This window comes from Variovorax sp. 3319, from assembly GCF_031456585.1.
Taxonomy (GTDB): domain Bacteria; phylum Pseudomonadota; class Gammaproteobacteria; order Burkholderiales; family Burkholderiaceae_C; genus Variovorax; species Variovorax paradoxus_P.
In genome coordinates, this window is the sequence record NZ_JAVDUZ010000014.1 from 1 (window position 1) to 20,883 (window position 20,883).

At 64.0% G+C, this 20,883-nt stretch carries 18 protein-coding genes and 2 tRNA genes; 10 read left to right on the plus strand and 10 right to left on the minus strand.

What is annotated here, in order from left to right:
- Nucleotides 1-926: AMP-binding protein (locus tag J2X67_RS24445; RefSeq protein ID WP_309957379.1), on the minus strand; the 926-nt coding region annotated here is incomplete at its 3' end.
- 302 nt (nucleotides 927-1,228) lie between these two features.
- Here J2X67_RS24445 and adh point away from each other — a divergent pair.
- Entirely contained in the window at nucleotides 1,229-2,749 is a 1,521-nt protein-coding gene (gene adh, locus J2X67_RS24450; protein WP_309957597.1) for an aldehyde dehydrogenase, read from the plus strand.
- Between the two features lie 11 nt (nucleotides 2,750-2,760).
- Nucleotides 2,761-3,168: a DUF779 domain-containing protein gene (locus J2X67_RS24455; RefSeq protein ID WP_309957381.1), complete on the plus strand. Its 408-nt coding sequence runs from the start codon at nucleotides 2,761-2,763 to the stop codon at nucleotides 3,166-3,168.
- A gap of 19 nt (nucleotides 3,169-3,187) precedes the next feature.
- On the opposite strand, the gene J2X67_RS24460 is transcribed toward J2X67_RS24455, so the two are convergent.
- Nucleotides 3,188-4,033 (minus strand): transporter substrate-binding domain-containing protein, encoded by an 846-nt coding sequence (locus J2X67_RS24460; protein WP_309957383.1) that lies wholly within the window; start codon nucleotides 4,031-4,033, stop codon nucleotides 3,188-3,190.
- A gap of 31 nt (nucleotides 4,034-4,064) precedes the next feature.
- Nucleotides 4,065-4,574 carry a cytochrome c-550 PedF gene (pedF, locus tag J2X67_RS24465; RefSeq protein WP_309957385.1) on the minus strand — a complete coding sequence of 170 codons (510 nt, stop codon included), beginning with the start codon at nucleotides 4,572-4,574 and terminating at the stop codon, nucleotides 4,065-4,067.
- A gap of 242 nt (nucleotides 4,575-4,816) precedes the next feature.
- On the opposite strand from pedF, the gene J2X67_RS24470 reads away from it, so the two are divergent.
- A complete protein-coding gene (locus tag J2X67_RS24470; protein ID WP_309957387.1) occupies nucleotides 4,817-6,979 on the plus strand; it encodes a sigma-54-dependent Fis family transcriptional regulator in 2,163 nt (720 codons plus the stop codon).
- A gap of 9 nt (nucleotides 6,980-6,988) precedes the next feature.
- Here J2X67_RS24470 and J2X67_RS24475 read toward each other — a convergent pair whose 3' ends face one another.
- Nucleotides 6,989-7,330 carry a high-potential iron-sulfur protein gene (locus J2X67_RS24475; RefSeq protein WP_309957389.1) on the minus strand — a complete coding sequence of 114 codons (342 nt, stop codon included), beginning with the start codon at nucleotides 7,328-7,330 and terminating at the stop codon, nucleotides 6,989-6,991.
- Between the two features lie 9 nt (nucleotides 7,331-7,339).
- Nucleotides 7,340-9,133 (minus strand): PQQ-dependent methanol/ethanol family dehydrogenase, encoded by a 1,794-nt coding sequence (locus tag J2X67_RS24480; protein ID WP_309957391.1) that lies wholly within the window; start codon nucleotides 9,131-9,133, stop codon nucleotides 7,340-7,342.
- 522 nt (nucleotides 9,134-9,655) lie between these two features.
- On the opposite strand from J2X67_RS24480, the gene J2X67_RS24485 reads away from it, so the two are divergent.
- From J2X67_RS24485 to J2X67_RS24495, 3 genes are all read left to right on the plus strand, one after another.
- Nucleotides 9,656-10,672, plus strand: coding sequence for a hypothetical protein (locus J2X67_RS24485; RefSeq protein ID WP_309957392.1), 1,017 nt, complete (start codon nucleotides 9,656-9,658; stop codon nucleotides 10,670-10,672).
- A 104-nt stretch (nucleotides 10,673-10,776) separates the two neighbouring features.
- Entirely contained in the window at nucleotides 10,777-11,388 is a 612-nt protein-coding gene (locus J2X67_RS24490) for a hypothetical protein (protein WP_309957393.1), read from the plus strand.
- 214 nt (nucleotides 11,389-11,602) lie between these two features.
- Nucleotides 11,603-11,848 (plus strand): hypothetical protein, encoded by a 246-nt coding sequence (locus J2X67_RS24495; RefSeq protein WP_309957395.1) that lies wholly within the window; start codon nucleotides 11,603-11,605, stop codon nucleotides 11,846-11,848.
- 43 nt (nucleotides 11,849-11,891) lie between these two features.
- Here J2X67_RS24495 and J2X67_RS24500 read toward each other — a convergent pair whose 3' ends face one another.
- The 5 genes from J2X67_RS24500 to J2X67_RS24520 all read right to left on the minus strand — a co-directional run bounded on the left by J2X67_RS24500 (nucleotide 11,892) and on the right by J2X67_RS24520 (nucleotide 16,028).
- Nucleotides 11,892-13,130, minus strand: coding sequence for a phage integrase central domain-containing protein (locus J2X67_RS24500; protein ID WP_309957397.1), 1,239 nt, complete (start codon nucleotides 13,128-13,130; stop codon nucleotides 11,892-11,894).
- Between the two features lie 172 nt (nucleotides 13,131-13,302).
- Nucleotides 13,303-13,379: transfer RNA gene (locus J2X67_RS24505), tRNA-Arg, on the minus strand.
- Nucleotides 13,380-13,424: 45 nt separating this feature from the next.
- Nucleotides 13,425-13,501: transfer RNA gene (locus tag J2X67_RS24510), tRNA-Pro, on the minus strand.
- Between the two features lie 35 nt (nucleotides 13,502-13,536).
- Nucleotides 13,537-14,241 (minus strand): glutathione binding-like protein, encoded by a 705-nt coding sequence (locus J2X67_RS24515; RefSeq protein ID WP_309957399.1) that lies wholly within the window; start codon nucleotides 14,239-14,241, stop codon nucleotides 13,537-13,539.
- 107 nt (nucleotides 14,242-14,348) lie between these two features.
- Nucleotides 14,349-16,028, minus strand: coding sequence for an FAD-dependent oxidoreductase (locus tag J2X67_RS24520; protein WP_309957401.1), 1,680 nt, complete (start codon nucleotides 16,026-16,028; stop codon nucleotides 14,349-14,351).
- 171 nt (nucleotides 16,029-16,199) lie between these two features.
- Between J2X67_RS24520 and J2X67_RS24525 the strand changes: the two genes are divergently transcribed.
- From J2X67_RS24525 to J2X67_RS24540, 4 genes are all read left to right on the plus strand, one after another.
- The gene (locus J2X67_RS24525) at nucleotides 16,200-17,072 is read left to right on the plus strand and encodes a GNAT family N-acyltransferase (RefSeq protein ID WP_309957403.1); all 873 of its coding nucleotides are present in this window, start codon (nucleotides 16,200-16,202) and stop codon (nucleotides 17,070-17,072) included.
- A 176-nt stretch (nucleotides 17,073-17,248) separates the two neighbouring features.
- On the plus strand, nucleotides 17,249-19,387 hold the full coding sequence (ppk1, locus tag J2X67_RS24530; RefSeq protein ID WP_309957405.1) for a polyphosphate kinase 1: 2,139 nt from the start codon (nucleotides 17,249-17,251) through the stop codon (nucleotides 19,385-19,387).
- Between the two features lie 19 nt (nucleotides 19,388-19,406).
- A complete protein-coding gene (locus tag J2X67_RS24535) occupies nucleotides 19,407-19,868 on the plus strand; it encodes a histidine phosphatase family protein (protein WP_185868070.1) in 462 nt (153 codons plus the stop codon).
- A gap of 232 nt (nucleotides 19,869-20,100) precedes the next feature.
- The gene (locus tag J2X67_RS24540) at nucleotides 20,101-20,883 is read left to right on the plus strand and encodes a hypothetical protein (RefSeq protein WP_309957407.1); all 783 of its coding nucleotides are present in this window, start codon (nucleotides 20,101-20,103) and stop codon (nucleotides 20,881-20,883) included.

Consider the following 20,883-nt stretch of genomic DNA (forward strand, 5'->3'; position numbering starts at 1 on the left):
TCGGGCCGGATGTCGAAGGTCCAGTCCATCGTCATCTTCGCCCACAGCAGGTAGCCGCCGGTGGCGTGCTGCACGCCCTTGGGCTTGCCGGTGGAGCCCGAGGTATAGAGGATGAACAGCGGATGCTCGGCGTTCACCGCCACGGGCGGGCAGTCGGTGCCTTGGCCCTGGAGTGCCTCGTCGAATGTCCTGTCGCGGCCTTCGACGCGGTTCCATGCCGAAGCTGTGCGCTCGTAGACGAACACGGTCCTGATCGACTTGCAGCCGCCCATGGCGATGCCGTCGTCGACGATGGCCTTGAGCGGCAGTTCCTTGCCCCCGCGCAGCTGGTAGTTGGCGGTGATGACGGCCACGGCGCCCGCGTCGATGATGCGCTCCTGCAGCGCCTTGGCGGAGAAGCCGCCGAACACCACGCTGTGGGTGGCGCCGATGCGCGCGCAGGCCTGCATGGCGATGACGCCCTCGACGGTCATGGGCATGTAGATGATGACGCGGTCGCCCTTGCGGATGCCGGCGGCCTTGAGGGCGTTGGCAAACTGGCTCACGCGCGCGAGCAGTTCCTTGTAGGTGACGTGGGTGACGCTGCCGTCGTCGGCCTCGAAGACGATGGCGGTCTTGTGCTCGACCGGGGTGCCGATGTGCTTGTCCAGGCAATTGGCGCTGGCGTTGAGCTCGCCGTCGCCGAACCATTCGTAGAACGGCGCCTTCGATTCGTCGAGCGTGCGGGTGAAGGGCTTGGTCCAGTGGAGGTGGGCCCGGGCCTGGCGGCTCCAGAAGCCTTCGAAGTCCTGCTCGGCTTCCTTGCACAGCGCCTCGTAGGCGGCCATGCCGGCTATGCGGGCACCTTGGGTGGCGCGGGGGGCGGGCGGGAACACTCTTGCCTCGCTCAGGATTGTCTCGATGGATGTCGATGTATTGCGCGTCATTGCCTCGTGTCTCCTCGTTTGAGCATTCATTCAATGCCATGAAAACCGGCAAGTTCCATGCCCATGCGCCAGGGGCCGGCGCAGGGCAAATGGAGCAACTGCGGTGGTTCAATTTGAAGCAGTGCTCCGGGACGGCACATCCACGAGACGCACCGCATCTCACCGCCAAACATCGCCCCGCCTGCAGAAATTCCTTTCACGACAAGCACTTGCAATTGCAGCCGCGCGTTGCCATCGGCTGGCCCGTCGATTGCGAGACGGTCCTTGCGTTTTTTTCCTTCAACTTCAACGGAGACGAATTCATGGACATGGCTGAAATGCGCAATCTGGGTATCGCGAACCCCTTCAAGAAGCAGTACGGCAACTACATCGGCGGCCAATGGCTGGCGCCCATCGACGGCCAGTACTTCGACAACCTGACCCCCGTCACGGGCAAGGCATTCACGAGCATTCCGCGCTCCAACGCAAAGGACATAGAGGCCGCGCTGGACGCCGCACACAAGGCCAAGGCCGCATGGGGCCGCACGTCGACGACCGAGCGCGCCAACATCCTGCTGAAGATCGCGGACCGGATGGAGCAGAACCTGCAAACGCTGGCTGTGGCCGAGACACTGGACAACGGTAAGCCGCTGCGCGAGACGATGGCCGCCGACATGCCGCTGGCCATCGATCACTTTCGTTACTTCGCTTCGTGCATAAGGTCGCAGGAAGGCGGCATCAGCGAGATCGATCACGAGACCTATGCCTATCATTTCCACGAACCGCTGGGCGTGGTCGGCCAGATCATTCCGTGGAACTTCCCGATCCTCATGGCCGTGTGGAAACTGGCCCCGGCGCTGGCAGCGGGCAACTGCGTGGTACTGAAGCCCGCGGAGCAGACGCCCGCATCGATCCTGGTGCTGATGGAGATCATCGGCGACCTGCTGCCGCCGGGTGTGCTCAATGTGGTCAACGGCTTCGGCCTGGAGGCCGGAAAGCCGCTGGCCTCGAGCCCGCGCATCGCGAAGATCGCATTCACCGGCGAGACCACCACCGGCCGGCTGATCTCCCAGTATGCAAGCCAGAACCTGATTCCCGTCACGCTGGAACTCGGCGGCAAGTCGCCCAACATCTTCTTCGAAGACGTGCTCTCGGCCGATGACGCCTTCTTCGACAAGGCCCTGGAGGGCTTCGCGATGTTCGCGCTGAACCAGGGCGAGGTCTGCACCTGCCCGAGCCGCGCACTGATCCAGGAATCCATCTACGACCGGTTCATGGAACGCGCAATCAAGCGTGTCGAAGCGATCACGCAAGGCCACCCGCTGGACACTGCCACCATGCTCGGCGCGCAGGCCTCCCTCGAACAGATGGAAAAGATCCTCTCGTACATCGATCTGGGCAAGCAGGAGGGCGCGCAGTGCCTGACCGGCGGCGAGCGCAACGTGAGAGCCGGCGAGCTGGCCTCCGGCTACTACGTCAGGCCGACTGTCTTCAAGGGCCACAACAAGATGCGGATCTTCCAGGAGGAGATCTTCGGGCCGGTGCTCTCGGTGACCACCTTCAAGACCGAGGAAGAGGCGCTGGAGATCGCCAACGACACGCTCTACGGCCTGGGTGCCGGCGTGTGGAGCCGCGACGGGAACCGCGCCTTCCGGATGGGCAAGGGCATCCAGGCTGGCCGTGTATGGACCAATTGCTACCACCAGTACCCGGCACATGCCGCCTTCGGCGGCTACAAGCAGTCGGGCATCGGCCGCGAAAACCACAAGATGATGCTCGACCATTACCAGCAGACGAAGAACCTGCTGGTGAGCTACAGCCCGAACAAGCTGGGCTTCTTCTGAGCGAAGCCTCCATGCCGTCCGACATGCCACAGCACGATGCGGCACTGCCCGCGGTCAGTCGGGTGTCGGTAACGCCGGCCGCGCAGGCACTCATCGAGCGCCTGCGCGCGGAGCACGGTCCGTTGATGTTCCATCAATCGGGCGGCTGCTGCGACGGCAGCGCGCCGATGTGCTTTGCACTCGGTGAGTTCATCACTGGCGATGCCGACATCTGCCTGGGCGAAATCGCGGGCACGCCTTTCTACATGAGCCGGTCGCAGTTCGAATATTGGGAGCACACGCACCTGATCATCGACGCCGTGAAGGGAAACGGCGGGATGTTCTCGCTGGAGCGTCCGACCGGCCTGCGCTTTCTGACGCGCTCGAGGCTGTACGAAGACGCGGAGTGGCAAGCACTGGAGGCACAGGGCCGGCCTTGAGGCACGGCCCTGTGCCTTTTCAGGCCGCCTGCCAGGCGACGTTGGCGCGCTCGAAGATCTTGCGCAGGCGCCCGCTGGCGGCCAGGTCGTTGACGCCGGCCTGCAGGGCTTGCGCGAGCTCCGTCGCATCCTTTTTTACCGCGAGCCCCACGGCCCAGCCGTTGCGCTGGGCGCGCGGGGAGGGTAGGGGCGCAATCGCGAAGCGCGCATCGCCACGCAGCACCGACTCCACCTCCGATGCCAGGCCGGCCGCCGCGGCGACTTCGCCACGCTGCAATGCACGGGCGGCTTCGGCGCCGTCCTTCCACTGGGTGGCGAGCTGGCCCCGATAGGCGCCGCCGTCGGCACCGATCATCAGCCACCCCGCCAGCGTTTGCCCCGGTACGGCAACCTTCGCGTCGCCCAGTGCGGAAAGGCTCTCGAGCTGCGGCAGGCGATCGAGCCGCCGGGCCAGCACCACGCGCTCGCGGTAGTAGGGCGCGAAGATGGTTGCCTGGGGAGTGCCGTCGATCAGCGGTTTGTCCACCGGCACGTGCATCAGCACATCGGCCGGACCGAAGCCCAGGTAGTGGCCACGCCAGACCATGTTGCGCAGATCGTCGCCCATGTTCTCGTCTGCAATGAAGGGCAGCATCGACAGCTTCAGGTGCAACGTGTCCGCCAGCGCCTGTGCCAGTTCGACGTCGATGCCCTTGCCGTCGACATGGAACGGCGGCATATCCTTGTAGAGCGCCACCGTGAGCGTTCCGCGCTCGCGGATCCGCTCCAGCGACGCGGCGCCGCAGGCGAGCGAGGCACTCGCGAGGCCCGCCGCGCCCAGCCAGCAGAGGCACTGCCGGCGCGAGGGCATGTGTTCATGAGTCATGAGGGTGTTCCTTGTGGGCCGTGGCACACCGTCACATCGGCTTGTCGCGGCGAGTCTCCAGATAGGCCTTGATCGACCAGATCGCCTCCTGGCTCATCGTTCCCTCGAACGGAGGCATGTAGACCGCGCCGTTTCGGGTGCGGCCATGGCGAACGGTGGTCAGGAAAAACTCGTCCATTTCCTTGACGCATGCGGCCTTCTTGGCGGCATCCTTCAGGGCGGCGCAGTCGTTGTCCAGCTTGCGCAGGTCGGGTGCAATGCCACCCGAGATCGCCTCGATGCCGTGGCATCGCGCGCAATTCTGGTTGTAGCCCGAAGCCCCGATCTTCACCGCCGTCGCATTGCCGCGGTACGGGTTGTCGGACTGCCAGTTGGTGCCGAGCGAAGCCAGGCCGGTGGTATCCACTTTTTGCGGCGTCACGTCGCCATGCGCCCAAGCCAGGGAGGCGCCAACGATGCAGGCGGCTGCGCCGAGCACGAGGCCCGCCCTGCGAGCAAGCCGTGCCCGTGGGGCGTTCGCGTGCGTATCGAAAATCGTCATTTCAGTCTCCTGTTCATATCAAAGTGAGAACGGGAATGACTGCGCAATCGCTGTGCCACGTGCCAGGTGTTTCAAGCGGGAACATAAATTGCGTGAAATACCTCGTCATGGCATCCTTCACCGTTGCCTGCGCGGGCAACGAAGAGCCAGGGGCACCTTCCGATGTACCAATACGGAACAGTGACACGACACGATGACTTCGAATAGAACACCTGCCCGATGAGAGGCAGAGGAGACAAACAATGATTGACTCCCACCGTGCGCCTGCCGAGCCCTGGACGACGCCCGCGGCGCTGCCCGTCACGCACCAGCCGGCGCGTACAGAAAAGATCGAAGAGTGGCATCAACGCTGCTCGGCACTCGGGTTGACCCGCATCGAGCGACCCGACTTCGAGCCGCTTCTGCGCACCGACCTCGCCCTGGCGCGCGAGCGCAACCATCGCCTGTTCACCCATGCTGCGCCCGTGATGGAAATGCTCTTCGAGCAGATCGTCGACACGGAAAGCATGATCGTGCTGGCCGATGTTTCGGGAACCATCCTTCACTCCGTGGGCGACGACAGGTTTCTGCAGCGTGCCAACAAGGTTGCGCTGACGCCCGGCGTCAATTGGGCCGAACACTCGAAGGGAACCAACGCCATTGGCACGGCCCTGTTCGAAGAGGCGCCCACCGTGGTTCATGGCGGCGAGCACTTCATTCATGCCAACAACTTCCTGACCTGTTCGGCCGCGCCGATCTTCGATCCGCGCGGCAACATGCTCGGTGTGCTCGACGTCACCGGCGACCAGCGCTCCTACCACCGGCACACGATGGGCCTGGTGCGGATGTCGGCGCGGATGATCGAGAACCAGTGGCTGTCCGACGACTACGGCAACCTCCTGAGGCTGCACTTTCACAGCCGCGCCGACTTCATCGGCACGCTGCTCGAGGGAATCGTCGTGGTTGGCGCGGATGGCAAGATCATGGGCGCCAATCGCAGTGCACTCGACCAGCTCGACATGAGCAGTGCGGCGTTGCGCATGCACAGCCTGGCCAGCTTGTTCGGCACCACGGCGCCAGCGATCTTCGATCACTTCCGCGCCCCGTTGCCGGCGCCAATGACGCTGTGGCTTTCCAACGGCCGGCAATTTCACGTCAACGCGCGATTCACCGGGGTGCAGCGGACAGTGGTCGTGGAGAATTTTGCGGATACGGCCACCGATGTGGTGGTCAACCCCCGCGGGGCGCCTGCCGAAGGCGGAAAGCGATCGGGCTCGCTGGCGGTGGACGCGGCCCGTTCCGCCGACGGCACGCTGTTCTCCGGACTGCACTACCTGAACACCGGCGACCCCCAGATCGCGACGCTGATACAGAAGGTGCAGCGCGTGATCAACCGCGATATTCCGCTGCTGATTCTGGGAGAGACCGGAACGGGCAAGGAACTGCTGGCCCGCGCGGTGCACCAGGACTCCGACCGCGCCAGGCAGCCCTTCGTGGCGGTCAACTGCGCGTCGATTCCAGAATCGCTGATCGAAGCCGAGCTGTTCGGCTATGAAGAGGGCGCGTTCACCGGCGCGCGCCGCAAGGGCGCAATCGGGCGCATCGTGCAGGCCAACGGCGGAACCCTTTTTCTCGACGAGATCGGCGACATGCCGCTGCCGTTGCAGGCGCGATTGCTCCGCGTGCTGCAGGAGCGCAGCGTCACGCCGCTGGGCAGCCTCAAGTCGATCGCGGTGGACATCGCGGTGATCGGAGCGACGCACCGCAAGCTGCGCGAGATGATCGATGCCGGCTCATTCCGCGAAGACCTGTATTACCGCTTGAACGGCCTCGTCGTCAAATTGCCGGCGCTGCGCGGACGGCACGACCTGGAGGTGGTGGCGCGCCGCATCCTGCTGGCCGAATGCCCGCATGCCACTCCTGAGATCAGTCCGCAGGTGATGTCGCTCTTCAAGTCGTATGCGTGGCCGGGCAACGTGCGACAGCTGGCGAACGTGCTGCGCACGGCGTCCGTCATGGCGTCCGGCGAACGGCAGATCGCGGAGCACCATCTCTCGGATGACTTCCTGGAAGACGTGCGCAGCGCGCGCCATGTGCGCCTGCCCATTGCCGCGCCGTCCCTGCCCACGACGCATGCCGAGGCCGAGGGGGCGCGCTTGCCCGTGCGGCCTGCAGATGCGCACGGCGGGGCGCAGGACACGCCCGCCATGACGTCGGCTATGGGGTCGTCGGCCATGGGGTCGGCCATCGCGCCTGCGCCCGCGGCGACCCCGCCCGAGGCGGTCGTGCAGCGCACGCTGGGCGAGGCCGAAGTCGAATTGATCCGCAACGCACTGGCCGCGGCCGACGGCAATATCTCGGTCGCGTCCAAGCGGCTGGGCATCAGCCGCAACACGATCTACCGCAAGCTGCGCTGGGCCAAATAGCGCGCAGGCTCAGCCCGGCTTTTTGGCCCAGGCCTGGCACCAGCCCTGCGCGGCAATGTGCTTGCGGCCGAACATTGCGCATCCGGCCCAGGGATCGGCGGCCGCTCCCTGCCACATCGCGCAGTTCACGCAGCGCTGCGACACGTCATGCTTCGGGTACTTCTTCTTGTCGACGTTCTTCGTGTCGTGCCTGTAGCCCAGCGAGACCGAGGTCTCGTCGGACTCCTCTGCATGTGCGGCTGCCCATGCGGCCGCCGGCACGATGGCAATGACGCAGGCTCCGGCCGCCGTGCGGCCGATGAAGGTCCTTCGCGTGAGCCCTCTGGCCTTGCTCTGGTTGGTGTTGCCCATGCTGCTGCCTCAGCTGGCTGCGAGCTTCACTGCGCCGCCGGACCGGGCCGCGCGGGTCGTGCCGCCGGCGCCGGGAATCTTGAAGACCCACACCATGCCGCCTTGCTCGAGCAGGTTGACCTTCTTGGCCACTTCGCCGCCCCACAGCGGCACTGCGCCGCCCCAGCCCGAGACCACGCTCACGTACTGCTCGCCGCCCTGCATCCAGGTGACCGGCGGCGCAACGACGCCGGAACCGGTCTGGAATTCCCAGACCACCTTGCCCGTCCTGGCGTCGGCGGCCTTCAGGTAACCCTCTGGCGTTCCCCAGAACACGAGGTTGCCGCCGGTGGTCAGCACACCGCCCCAGAGCGGCGCGCCGTTCTTCACCTCCCAGGCCATCTTCCCGGTCTTCGGGTCGATGGCGCGCAGCGAACCGATGTAGTCCTCGTTGAGCGGCTTGATCGTGAAGCCCGCGCCGAGGTAGGCCGCGCCCTTCTTGTAGGCCACCGGTTCGTTCCAGATGTCCATGCCCCATTCGTTGGCTGGCACGTAGAACAACCTGGTGTCGGGGCTGTAGGCCATCGGCATCTGGTTCTTGCCGCCGAGGAAGCCCGGTGCAGCGAACACGGCGCTGCCCTTCTTGCTGTCCTCACCGGCCGTCGGGTCGCCCGGACGGTTCTCGGCAATGAAGTTGGGCCGGCCGGTGTTCAGATCGATGCCGCTCGCCCAGGTGATCTTCTTGACGAACGGAAAGGCATTGATCAGCTTCCCGGTACTGGCATCGTTCACGTAGAAGAACCCGTTGCGGTCGGCCTTGCCCCCGACGCGCTTGCCGTCCATGTCGAAGGTCACGAACTCGTTCACGCCGTCGAAGTCCCAGCTGTCGTTGGGCGTGCTCTGGTAGCTCCACTTGATCTGCCCGGTCTTGACGTCGATGGCCACCGTGGAGCACGAGAAGAGGTTGTCGCCCTGGCGCAGGTGGCTGTTCCACGGGGCCGGATTGCCGGTGCCGAAGTACGCCAGCCCGGTCTTGGCGTCGTAGGTTCCGCCGAGCCAGGTGGCGGCACCGCCCGTCTTCCACAAGTCGCCCGGCCAGCTCTTGTTGGCGGTGCCGGAGATGCCGTTTTCCTTCTTGTTGCCGTCCTTGTCGTAGGTGTAGCCCATGTGGCCTTCCACGGTGGGCCGTGTCCACAGAAGCTTGCCCGTCTTCGGATCGCGCGCCTCGACGCGGCCCACCACACCGAACTCGCCGCCCGACACACCTGTGAGCAATACGCCGTTGGCCACGATGGGGGCGGCTGTGGCCGAGTAGCCCGCGGCATAGTCGTCGATCTTCTCCTTCCACACCACGTCGCCGGAATTCTGGTCGAGCGCTACGAGTTGGGCATCGAGCGTCGCAAAGATCACCAGGTTGTCGTAGAGCGCCGCGCCGCGGTTCACCACGTCGCAGCAGGGCATGATCCCCTCGGGAAGCCGATGCTCGTATTTCCACAGCTTCTTGCCCGTGGTGGCATCGAGCGCAAAGATGCGCGAGTAGGAAGCCGTGACGAACATCTTTCCGTTCATGATGACCGGCTGTGCCTCCTGGCCGCGCTGCTTCTCTCCGCCGAACGAGAAGGCCCATACCGGGGCCAGTTTGGCGGCGTTACCGGCATTGACCTGCTTCAGCGGCGAATAGCGCTGACCCTGGGTGTTGACGCCCCAGGTCAGCACGTTGCCCTTCGCGGTGGCTTCGGACTGGATCATCTTGTCGGTCACCTGAGCGTGGGCGGCGCCAGCCAGGCCAATGGAAATCAAAGCGGTCAAAAGCTTCATCTGCATGGTGTCTCCTCGAGGGGTGGAATTGAGCCTTGGATGCGCCCGGCAGGCGCTGTCTCCACGGATCGAGGGGGCAAATGCCATGCCATGTGCCAAGGGCGCTTGAGCGCAAGTTCCGGCCCGTTCCTGCGCAATGGCGCGCGGGTTTTCCCGCTGCATTGCTGCAAGGTTGAACACTCGACATGCCGGCCGGCGTGGCATCGCGTCACACTGCGAACCAGTGCGAAGCGGGGATTCAGATCGTCGTGTTCGGCGTAATCACCCGGACGCGGGAAGTCCTGCGGGGCGTGCGCGACTTGTCCAAAGGCTTGGGGAGAAGACGGAAGGGTTCTGGGCTTTTGCCAGGTCAGGCCCCTTGAAACATTGCGTTCTTGAGGCAGCCTGGAAGACTCAGGGGGAGGCGTGTACGGGAGCGTCTAAGGGCGCCAGACGGAGACCGAGTTCGCGTTTCTCGATAGATGCGCCTGGCCCTCGGTCGAACTCGTAAGGCAATTTGTCAGGGTCTGCTTGGCTGAGTATCCAGCGGTGGAGCGCGCCGAGTTGATTGCGCGATTGAGCTCGGGGGATGCTCGGCACTTCGCATCGGCGACTTTTGAGCTTCTCCTGCATGAATATTTGAAGCGATTGGGATTCCAACTGACGCCTCACCCTGAGCTGCCGAACGGAAGGGCGACCCGACCGGACTTTCTCGTGACTTGTCCTGATGGTCAATCCATGTACTTGGAGGCCGTTTGCGCTTCGGATGACACCGGGCGCGATATTGCCGCCGAAGCGCGCAAGGCTGTCGCGCTTCAGATGCTTGACTCAGCCGCTCATTCGGACTTCATGGTTTCCATTGAGTCAGAGGGAGATCCGACGACGCAACCCAGTGGGCGGCGTTTGGCCGGAGAAGTCATTCGCTGGCTGAACACTCTCGATCCGGATGCCTTACTTGAGCGGGCCGCCCGAGACGGCCACGAGGCTCTCCCCGAGATGACGTGGCAGCATGAAGAATGGCGAGTTCGTGTTCGACCAGTACCTGTCAGGCCTGAAGCAAGGGGGCGACCGCGGCGGCTCATAGGGGCACGCAGTTTCGGGGCCGGCTGGATCGATGGGTGGACGCCGATACGTGACGCGGTGTTGTCCAAAGCACGGCGATATGGCGAACTCGACTTGCCACTTGTGGTTGCGGTCAATGTTGACAGCTTCCGCCTCGATCCCATCGATGAAGCTCAGGCGCTCTTTGGTCAAGAGCAGCTTGTTGTCGCTGTCGGTGGTGAGCGGACTGAACCAAGATTGGAACGAGCTCGGAACGGTGCTTGGCGTGGACCGTCCGGGCCTCGAGGTCGCCAATGCAGCGGGGCATGGCTGTTCGACAACCTCTCTCCCTATACGTTAGCTTGGCGGAGGCAGAAGCTCTATTTGAATCCGTGGGCGCACCGCTCCGTTCCGGACGCCTTTCTGCTGATGCCGCACGCTGCTGTTGTCGACGACCGCATCGAGTCTATTGATGGGCGCAGCTTTCGAGAGGTATTCGGGTTGCCTGAGCAGTGGCCGGAGTGAAGCCCCCTAGTAAAGGCGTAATTCAATGTGCTTCGTCCGCGGTAGGCTCTCCTGGGCTGCCGATTGCGTGCACGCCGCCGTATGCTCCGCTCAGGAGGTGAAGCATGGAATATGGATGGCAATGGCTTGGATCGGTGCTGGCCAGTAGTGCTGGCGCGGCGGTTTTGGTTGGGGCGATTGGCTATCTCGGCCGAGCACAGATCGCACATTGGCTGGCCAAAGACCTTGAGGCGATGAAGGCCGGACATCAACGCGAGCTAGAGGCATACAAGGTCAGTCTCATCGCCGAGACGGAGCGTGCGAAGGCGGCGCAGGAGATTAAGAAAGCCTCAGCGCTGATGGCCGCAGAGAAGGAGTTCAATGCGCTTAACGAGCTGCATCTTGCATCGCAAGGAAATGCGCGATTTATCATGGCTCACTGGCGGGACCTCACGAAGTTTCCAACGCCCCTGGATTTTGTGGCGATGAGGACGCGTTGCCATCGGCTTGAACAGGCCTGCGATGCTTTCCATATCTTCCTGCCGACCAACACAGATCGCGGAAAATTGCTCGTGTACCGGGTGCGTCTAGCGAAATTCGTTGAAGACTGCGAGAACCCAAACAGAGTGGTCGATGGTGACGATGCAGACCAGAGCGTCCAGCTTCTTTTGAATGCCGAGGTTGCAGTAGATGTGGTGGTGACCCTCGCGCTGGAGCGACTGCGTTCGATGAACTGACATCCGATCAATAGGCTTCGATTGGCCTCTGGTTGACCGGCGCCTGGGCCCAACATTGGTGCGGCTCTGCGCAAGACTGAAGCTCGCTGCGGCCCAGCGCAATGCAAATCCGTTCCCCCGGGGCGGCGCGGCACCGAATTTGCGAATGGGAAAACGGCACCGCGAGCGACCGAGCCGACCGCCTATAGTGGGGCATCAACTACCTGCTTTCACAATGCCAACCACCATCAAAGAGTCCGAGATCGCCCAGACCGACCTTCGCCCGTTTATGCACTTCCTTTTGCTCGCACCCGGTGGGAACCCAGATGGCGAGTCGGTGCATCGGAGCCGCATTCTTGGCTCGGACTTTGGCGAGCATGATCCTTCATATCAGCTCTTTATCACCTCGGAGGATGCCTTCCAGCCCGCAGTGCTAGAGCGGGTTCAGGCTGCGGTCAAGCAGAAGCTGGGAGCCCCCTGACAGGCGACACTCCGCATCCGCGTTAATTCGAGGCCGCGGACCCTTAGGCTGTCTTGAAGGGAATGATCTTCGCGCCTTGACGCAATTCATCTAAGTGGTCGGCCCAGAGCTGCATCATCGTCCGGCGCTTGTTGACGAATTCCGCCCGGTCGTATGCGGCGCCGAGCGGGCCGCTCTTGCCATGGGCTAGTTGCGCTTCTATGACCTCGGGCTCGATTTCCATCTGCTCCACCATGATTGTGCGAGCCATGGCGCGGAAGCCGTGGGCGGTCATCTCGGTGTTGTCGAAGCCCATGCGGCGCAGCGCCGTGTTCACCGTGTTGTCGCTCATCGGGCGCTCGCCGGTGAGCAGACTCGGGAACACGTACTGGCCGTGCCCCGTGAGAGGCTTGAGGTCTTCCAGGATCTCGACGGCCTGCTTTGCCAGCGGCACCAGGTGCGGCCGGCCGTTGACCTTTGCAGTTTTGGTGCGCTTCATGTCAGCGGCGGGGATGGTCCACATCGCCTTCTCGAGGTCGACGTTCGTCCATCGCATCTGGCGGATGTTGCCGGGCCGCTGGAAGAGTAGGGCAGAGAGGTGTAGCGCGGCGCGCGTAGCGGGCTGGCCGGCGTAGGCTGCAATCGCGCGCATGAGCTCGCCGGCCTTCACCGGCTCCAGAACCGCGGCCATGTGCTTGACCTGAACGGGCACCAGCGCGCCCTGCAGGTCGGGGGCGGGGTTGCTGGTGCAGCGACCGGTGGCGATCCCGTGGCGGAACACCTGGCCAGACCATTGGCGCAGCGTATGGGCGGTTTCGCTTGCGCCGCGGGCCTCGACGCGGCGCAGGACGGTCAGCAGCATCGGTGCCGTGATGATGGACACTGGCAGGCTGCCAAGCCAAGGGAAAGCATCCTTCTCCATGATCGTCATCCAACGCGCCGCATAGCGCGGACTCCATGCCGAGCTCCTGGTCTTGTGGTACTCGCGGGCAACTGCCTCGAAGCTGGCGTCGGTGTCGGCCTTGCGTTCCAGCTTTTCCAACTGCCGGCGTTGCGCCGGGTCGATGCCTTGCTGTTGGATCTTTCGCGCGTCATCGCGACCGCCGCGAGCGGCCTTGAGCGTCACCTCGGGATAGCTACCGAGCGCAAGCCGTTTCTCTTTGCCCTCAAAGCGGTACTTCCAGAACCAGCGCTTGGATCCGCTCGGCTCGATCTGCAGGTAGAGACCTCCCGAGTCGGCGAGGCGCAACCGCAGCTTGTCGGCGGGGCAGGTGGTCTTCTTGCAGGCGGTGTCGGTGAGCATGGGGAACAAATCCAACGGCGGAGGTTGAAACTGTACCCGTTCCCCCGTTTGTTCCCCCAGAATCAATGAATTTCATCGATTCATCTTGGTCCACTGTGGGACAACAGATGCGCTTCTACAGGGGAAGGTGGGAGTGTCCGCGCGCATTTGGGGACCTCGTGGAACACTGAATTGGCCTGCCCGGAGGGGATCGAACCCCCGACAACCTGCTTAGAAGGCAGGTGCTCTATCCAACTGAGCTACGGGCAGATTCCGGGCCGGACAGAAGCAAAAACAAAAATACAGAAAGAAACTTGGTCGGGGCGAAAGGATTCGAACCTTCGACCCTCTGGTCCCAAACCAGATGCGCTACCAGGCTGCGCTACACCCCGACAAGCCTTCCATTCTAGCTTGAATATTGGTGCTCTCAGCGTTTCTCGTACTGAGTCTTGCCGAAAAGAATCTCGCGTTCCTTGTCGCCGGTGATCGGCTGGCGCAAATCGGCCAGCACTTTCACGCCGCGCTGCACTGCGGGCCTTGCGGCAATGGCGTCGAACCAGGCTTTCAGGTGGGGGTAGTCGGTAAGGGTGATGCCCTGTTTGTCCCAACTGCGCAGCCACGGAAAAATGGCGATGTCGGCAATGGAATAGGTCTTGCCGGCGATGAACTTGTTCTTCGACAGTTGCTTGTCGATCACGCCGTAGAGCCGCTTGGCTTCGTTGCTGTAGCGATCGATGGCGTAGCCGATCTTTTCAGGCGCATACATGCGAAAGTGATGCGCTTGCCCGAGCATGGGGCCGACGCCGCCCATCTGGAACATGAGCCACTGCAGCACCTCGTAGCGTTCGCGGTCCGACTTGGGCAGCAGCTTGCCGGTCTTGCCCGCCAGGTACACGAGGATGGCCCCCGATTCGAAGAGCGAGATGGGTTTGCCGTCCGGACCGTCGGGGTCGGTAATGGCCGGGATCTTGTTGTTCGGGCTGATCTGCAGGAACTCGGGCGCGAACTGGTCGCCCTTGCCAATGTTGATCGGGCGGGCGTTGTACGGCAGGCCGCACTCCTCCAGCATGATGTGAATCTTGTGGCCGTTGGGTGTGGGCCAGGAATAAACCTCGATGGGCGATGCAGGCATGTCTCGGGCTCCGATGTGCGGGTTGTGATTCGAGGCAGGCAGCATATACGCGGCCTTGCAAATGCGTGCAGGGCCGGGAATTGCGCGGCCAGGCGCCCACTGGGCTGTCAGGCGACGGCCGAAGTGGACGACAGGTGCTGGTGAATCAATGCCACCACTGCGGCCCCTTCGCCAATGGCGCCGCCCACGCGCTTGACTGAGCTCGAGCGCACGTCGCCAACGGCAAACACACCCTGCACGCTGGACTCGAGCGCGGCCGAAGGGCGTGCCGGAAAGCCGCTGCTCGCCGCATCGCCCGTCAGCACAAAGCCGTGCTTGTCGACCGAAACACCGCACCCCTCGAGCCAGCTGGTTTCGGGCTCGGCGCCGACAAACAGGAAGATGTTTCGGGCCGCGCAATCGTGTTCGTCGCCGGTGGTCTGGCTGCGCCACCTGGCGCCGGTCAGGCCTTCGTCGGAGCTTCCGTTCAGCTTTACCAGCTGTGTGTGCGGATGCAGTTCGATGTTGGGCGTGGCCTCGATGCGGTCGATGAGGTAGCGCGACATGCTGGCCGCAAGGGACGGGCCGCGCACCAGCACATTGACCTTGGCCGCATGGCGCGACAGGAACACCGCGGCTTGCCCCGCCGAGTTGCCGCCGCCTACCAGTGCCACCTCCTGCTGCGAACAAAGCTTGGCTTCGATGGCCGAAGCCCAGTACCAGATGCCGCGGCCTTCGAACTCGGAGAGCCGCGGAACATCGGGCCGCCGATAGCGCGCGCCGCTGGCAATGACCACCGTGCGCGCGTTGATGGTGCGCCCGTCGGCCAGAGCGATGCGCAGGCTGCCCATTGCGTTCTTGCGCGTGCAGTCCAGCGACGTGACCTTGGCTGGAATGAGCATCTCGACACCGAACTTCTGCGCTTGCACAAAGGCACGGCCCGCGAGGGCCTGCCCCGAAATGCCGGTGGGAAAGCCAAGGTAGTTCTCGATGCGCGCGCTCGCCCCGGCCTGGCCGCCGAAGGCGCGGCAATCGAGCACGATCACGTGCAGGCCTTCGGATGCGGCATACACCGCAGTTGCCAGGCCGGCCGGGCCGGCACCGACCACGGCCACGTCGAACAGTTCATCGCGCTCCGCGGTGTCGACCATGCCGAGGCAGCGCGCCAAGGCATCTTCGGCCGGGTTGACCAGCACCGAGCCGTCGGGGCACACGGCCAGCAGCTTGCAGGTGCCGTACTGTTCGAGCAGTGCGGCTGCGTCGGGGTCTTCCGCCGCATCGACCAGGTGATAGGGATGGCCGTTGCGGCGCAGAAAGTTTTCGAGCCGCGCCATGTCGGGCGACTCGGGCTTGCCGATCAGCACCGGCCCGCTCGCACCCGATTCGATCAGCGCCACGCGCCGCAATATCAGCGCACGGGTGATGCGTTCGCCAAGATCGGCTTCGGCCACGAGCAGTGCGCGCAATTGGGGTGGCGGCACCACCAGCGCTTCGACGTCTTCGTCGGCATGCCCGTCGACCAGGGCAGGGCGGCCGCTCAGCTGGCCCACTTCAGCAAGAAACTCGCCCGGCCCCTGGCGAACGATGGGTACCACGTGCCCAAGGCCGTCGCGCTGCGTAATGGCCACCACGCCCTTCAGCAATACGAACATGCCCGGGCCTGTTTCGCCGGCGGTAAACAGTCTTTCTCCGCGTGCAAAACGCTGCACCGTTCCGAACCGCGCAATGCGCGCGATTTCGGTATCGCTGAGAACGGGAAAGGTCTGGTGAAGACGGTTGTCGAAATTGCTGCTTGCGTCTGTGGCCATTTAAAAAACTCCGTGTCGCGAACCCACCGCATTAGACAACCTCAAGGCCCTGGCTGGGCATTCAGGGTTGCCGGGCCGCACCTGCTGTAACACCCGTCATGCAAATGCAATGCCATTGACATGCCGGTTTCACCGCGAGTGCAGAGACTCCGTCGGCAGAAAGGGTTCCCAATGAAAGAACTGCCCAACCCGACGTTTCCGCTGTCGCAGATCGGACTGCGCGCCGCCTTGTGGCCCGTTCCTGCCGGTGCAACCGCGCGCACGTCGGTGCCCGAGGCGCCGGCTGCGGTCCTGGTGCCGCCGGTTGTCGATGCCAAGCAGGGCATTACCGTCAGCTGGGCACGCCACCTGGACGACGTGCGCGCCGCGCAGCGCCTGCGCTATGAAGTGTTCGTCGGCGAAATGGGCGCGCGCGTGAGCACGCCGCTGGCCGGACACGACATCGACCTGTTCGACGACTTCTGCGAACACCTGCTGGTGCGCGACGAGCTCACGCAACAAGTGATTGGCACCTACCGCGTGCTCACGCCAGCGCAGGCACGGCGCGTGGGCAGCACCTACAGCGACACCGAGTTCGACCTGACGCGGCTGCGCGACCTGCGCGAACGCATGGTCGAGCTGGGCCGCAGCTGCGTGCATCCCGATCATCGCCAGGGCGGGGTAATTCTGGCGTTGTGGGGGGCCTTGGCAGGCTTCATGCACCGCAACAAGCTCGACACGATGATCGGCTGCGCGAGCATTCCCATGTCACACAACGGTGTGACCAACGGCGATGCGGCAGCCAGCATCTGGCGGCAGTTGTCGGCCAGCCACATGGCACCTATCCAGTACCAGGTGCAGCCAAGATTGCCGCTGCCGGTCGAGCGCCTGGACAGCGCGCTGGACGTCGAGCCGCCTGCGCTCATCAAAGGCTACCTGCGCTTGGGCGCCAAGGTGCTGGGTGCGCCGGCATGGGACCCTGACTTCAACACTGCGGACCTGCCGATGCTGATGCGCATCGACGACTTGCCTGCGCGCTACCGCAAGCACTTTCTCGGCGCATGAAACCAGCGGTCGCCCGGCCCGCCGCCAGGCCATCGGTTTCCCTGCCAGGGTCCGCGGAGCCGGCAGGTGGCGAATCGGCGTCACAGGAGCGTCACGGAATCGTCATAAACAAGGACGAAACTGTCATATTTCAGCCTACGTGTGCTCCCGTGCCCCTTGCCCCAGAATCAGTGCCCATGCAATCTGCTACCGCTGACCGGACACTTGCGGTCGCGGCATCGGCGCTTCCGCTGCTCGACCGCGATCACAGTATCCTGTCTTTCAACGAGCGCGTGCTCGATTGGGCGCACAGGCCCGAGGTGCCGCTGATTGAGCGTCTTCGCTACCTGTGCATCGTTTCATCGAACCTCGACGAGTTCTTTGAAGTGCGCGCCGCGCCGCACCTGATTGCCAGCAGCGCCAGCGACCAGAAGGGCACCTACACGACCGAATCGTTCGAGCGGCTGGCCGAGGCCGCCCACACGCTGGTGGGACGCCAATATGCGCTCTACAACGACGAGCTGATGCCCACGTTTGCCAAGCACGGCATTCACATCATTTCGCATGGCGAGCGCAATGCGGCCCAGCGCAAATGGGTGAGCGAATATTTCGAGCGCGAAGTGCGCCCGCTGCTGATTCCGGTGGGGCTCGATCCAGCGCATCCGTTTCCGCAAGTGGCCAACAAGTCGCTCAACTTCATCGTGCGGCTTGGCGGCAAGGATGCGTTCGGGCGCGAAAACCCGATCCAGATCGTCAAGGTCCCGCGTGTGCTGCCACGGGTCATTCGCATGCCTGCCAAGGTCTCGGACGGCAAGACGCTGTTCGTGGCGCTTTCGAGCGTGGTGCGCGCGCATCTGTCCGGCATGTTCCCGGGCCGCGAGGTGGGCGACTTTTCGCAGTTCCGCGTGACGCGGCATTCCGATCTTGCAGTCGACGAAGAAGACGTCAAGAACCTGCGCACGGCGCTCCGCCAGGGGCTGCAGCACCGGCACTACGGGCAGGCCGTGCGGCTCGAGGTTTCGGCCAGTTGCGCCGAGTCGCTCGCGAGCTTTCTGCTGGCGCAGTTCAACCTGCCGCCGCAGGCGCTTTATCGGGTGCATGGCCCGGTCAACCTGGCACGGCTCACGCAGTTGATCGACCTGCTGGACGAGCCGCAGCTGCGCTTTCCGCCGTACTCGGCGTCGTATCCCGTCACGCTGTCTCCGGCGCAGTCGTTCTTTGAACGGCTGCAGCGCGGCGACGTGCTGATCCACCAGCCCTTCGAAAGCTTCGATGGCGTGCTCGCCTTCTTGCGAGAGGCCGTGCAAGACCCGCAGGTGCTGGCCATCAAGCAGACCATCTACCGCACCGGCGCCGATTCCGAGCTGATGGACTTGCTGCGCGAAGCTGTGCGCCGCGGCAAGGAAGTAACGGTGGTGGTGGAGCTGAAGGCACGCTTCGACGAAGAGGCCAACATCAACTGGGCCGAGATGCTCGAGTCGATCGGTGCGCAGGTGGTGTACGGCGTGGTGGGCCTGAAGACGCACGCCAAGATGCTGCTGGTGACGCGCCGCGAGGGCAAGCAGATGCGCCGCTACGGCCATCTTTCTACCGGCAACTACAACCCGCGCACGGCCAAGCTCTATACCGACATCAGCCACCTGACGGCCGACCCGCTGCTCACGGCCGACATGGAGGCGGTGTTCGTGCACCTGGCCAGCCAGAGCCGCCTGCCCAAGCTCAACCGCATGTGGCTCGCGCCGTTCGACCTGCACAAGAACCTCGTCGCGCAGATCGATGCCTTGGGCATGGCTGCCGCAGCCGGAGAGCCCACGCGCATCGTTGCCAAGATGAACGCGCTGACCGACGACCACCTGGTTGCCGCATTGATGCGCGCGGGGCAGCAGGGCGTGAAGATCGACCTCATCGTGCGCGGTGCGTGCACCTTGCCGGCGCAAGTGCCGGGGTTGACCGACAACATCCGCGTGCGCTCGGTGATCGGGCGCTTCCTGGAGCATTCGCGGGTTTTCTACTTCCGCAACGGGGAGGAAGAATCGCTTTACCTCTCGAGCGCCGACTGGATGAACCGCAACATGATGCGGCGCGTTGAGCTGGCTTGGCCCGTAACGGACCCGAGCCTTCGCCAGCGCCTGATCGACGAATGCCTGGTGGCCTACCTGCACGACGGCCGCGATGCCTGGGACCTTGGCGGCGACGGCATCTACACGCGCGTCGACCGCGACACCCACCCCGGAGAGGCGGGTGCTTCACGCGCCGTAGAGGCGCACGGCGCGCAGACCGCGCTCATGAACCGATATGCATCGCGAGGGCATCACCCCGATGCATCCAGCAACTGACCATCGAAAGACGATGAGCATGGACTTGATCTTCTGGCGCCATGCCGAAGCCGAGGACTGGACCGAGGGCTGCGACGACCTGCAGCGCTCCCTTACCGCGCGCGGCGAGAAGCAGGCCAAGCGCATGGCGAGCTGGCTCGACAGGCAACTACCAGACGGCACCCGCATCATCTGCAGCCCGGCGCGGCGCTGCGAGCAGACCGCGCTTGCGCTCGGCCGCAAATACAAGCTGCGCTCCGAGCTTGCCCCCGACACCACGGCCGAGGCCATGCTGGGCGCGGCGGGTTGGCCCAATGGAAAGTCGGTAGTGCTGATGATCGGCCACCAGCCGTCGGTGGGCCAGGCCATCTCGCTGCTTCTCGGGCTCAAGCAGGACAGCTGCCCGGTGCGCAAGGGCGCGCTGTGGTGGATTCGCACGCGCGAGCGCGACGGCGACGTGCAGACGGTGGTGGTTACCGTCCAGTCGCCCGAACTCCTTTGAAGGAAGTCTTCGGGGGCGGAGAATTTGCCCAAAACTGTAAACTAATTGGCCAAATCAGGGCTCCGCGGCGGCGGCATGTAGGCACAATGGCTGCGCCAGATGCATTTGGTCACAAATTGCATCCATAACTTACAACCACAAGGCGATTGCGCAGCAAGTGCCTTGTGTGCCGCGGATACGCGGGCGACGGGTGTCGAAGGCTGTTGCAGCCGTCTGTCACTGCGGATGCCCCATGAAAGCGCTCGTCTCACTGCTGGTTAGTGCAGCCCTATTGGCCGGATGCGCCACGAGCACGCCCGAGCCCGCACCCCAGGTACGCCACGACGCCACTCGGTCCATCAATAAGATCGAGCTCGTCTACAACGATCAGGACCAGCTGACCGTCATGGATGGCGGCGGCTCCGCAATCATGGGTTGGGCCGGCGTTTTCGGGCCGGTCGGAACGTTGGTAGCACTTGGTGTCGAGGTTGGTACACGGGTGACGAAGGCCAGCCGCATGGAGCGGCGCACGCTGGAGTTCACGGGAGCCGTAAAGAACAGCGGCGCAACGTCGCTCAACCGGCAATTCGCCGAGCAGCTGGCGGCGCGCCTGCGGACCGCGGGCCGCGAAATAAAGCTCACGCCGGTCCCGCGCGTGGAAGGCGAACTCGCACAACTGCAGGCAGTCGGGTTCCAGCCCACCCCGGGCTACAGCACATTGACCGTGCGAGTCACCACCATCTATTCCGCGCCCGACATGACGTCGAGCTTCAAGCCCTTCGTCGCAATCGAGCAGTCGCTAAAGAACGAGCAGCAGGCCGTTCTCTATCAGACGACGCACACCTCCGACCTGGAGGAGCCCACTTTCCTTGCGTACGACGGCCTGCTGCAGGACACGGCCAAGGCGCAGGAGGGCCTCCGGCAGGGGCTTTCGCGAATTCTCCACACCGCGTATGCCGGCATGTTCGGCGAGGACGAGTCGTCCCGCCTGGCCAGCGTGGAACCCACCCGCACGGCCGGGCTCGAGGCAAAGTGA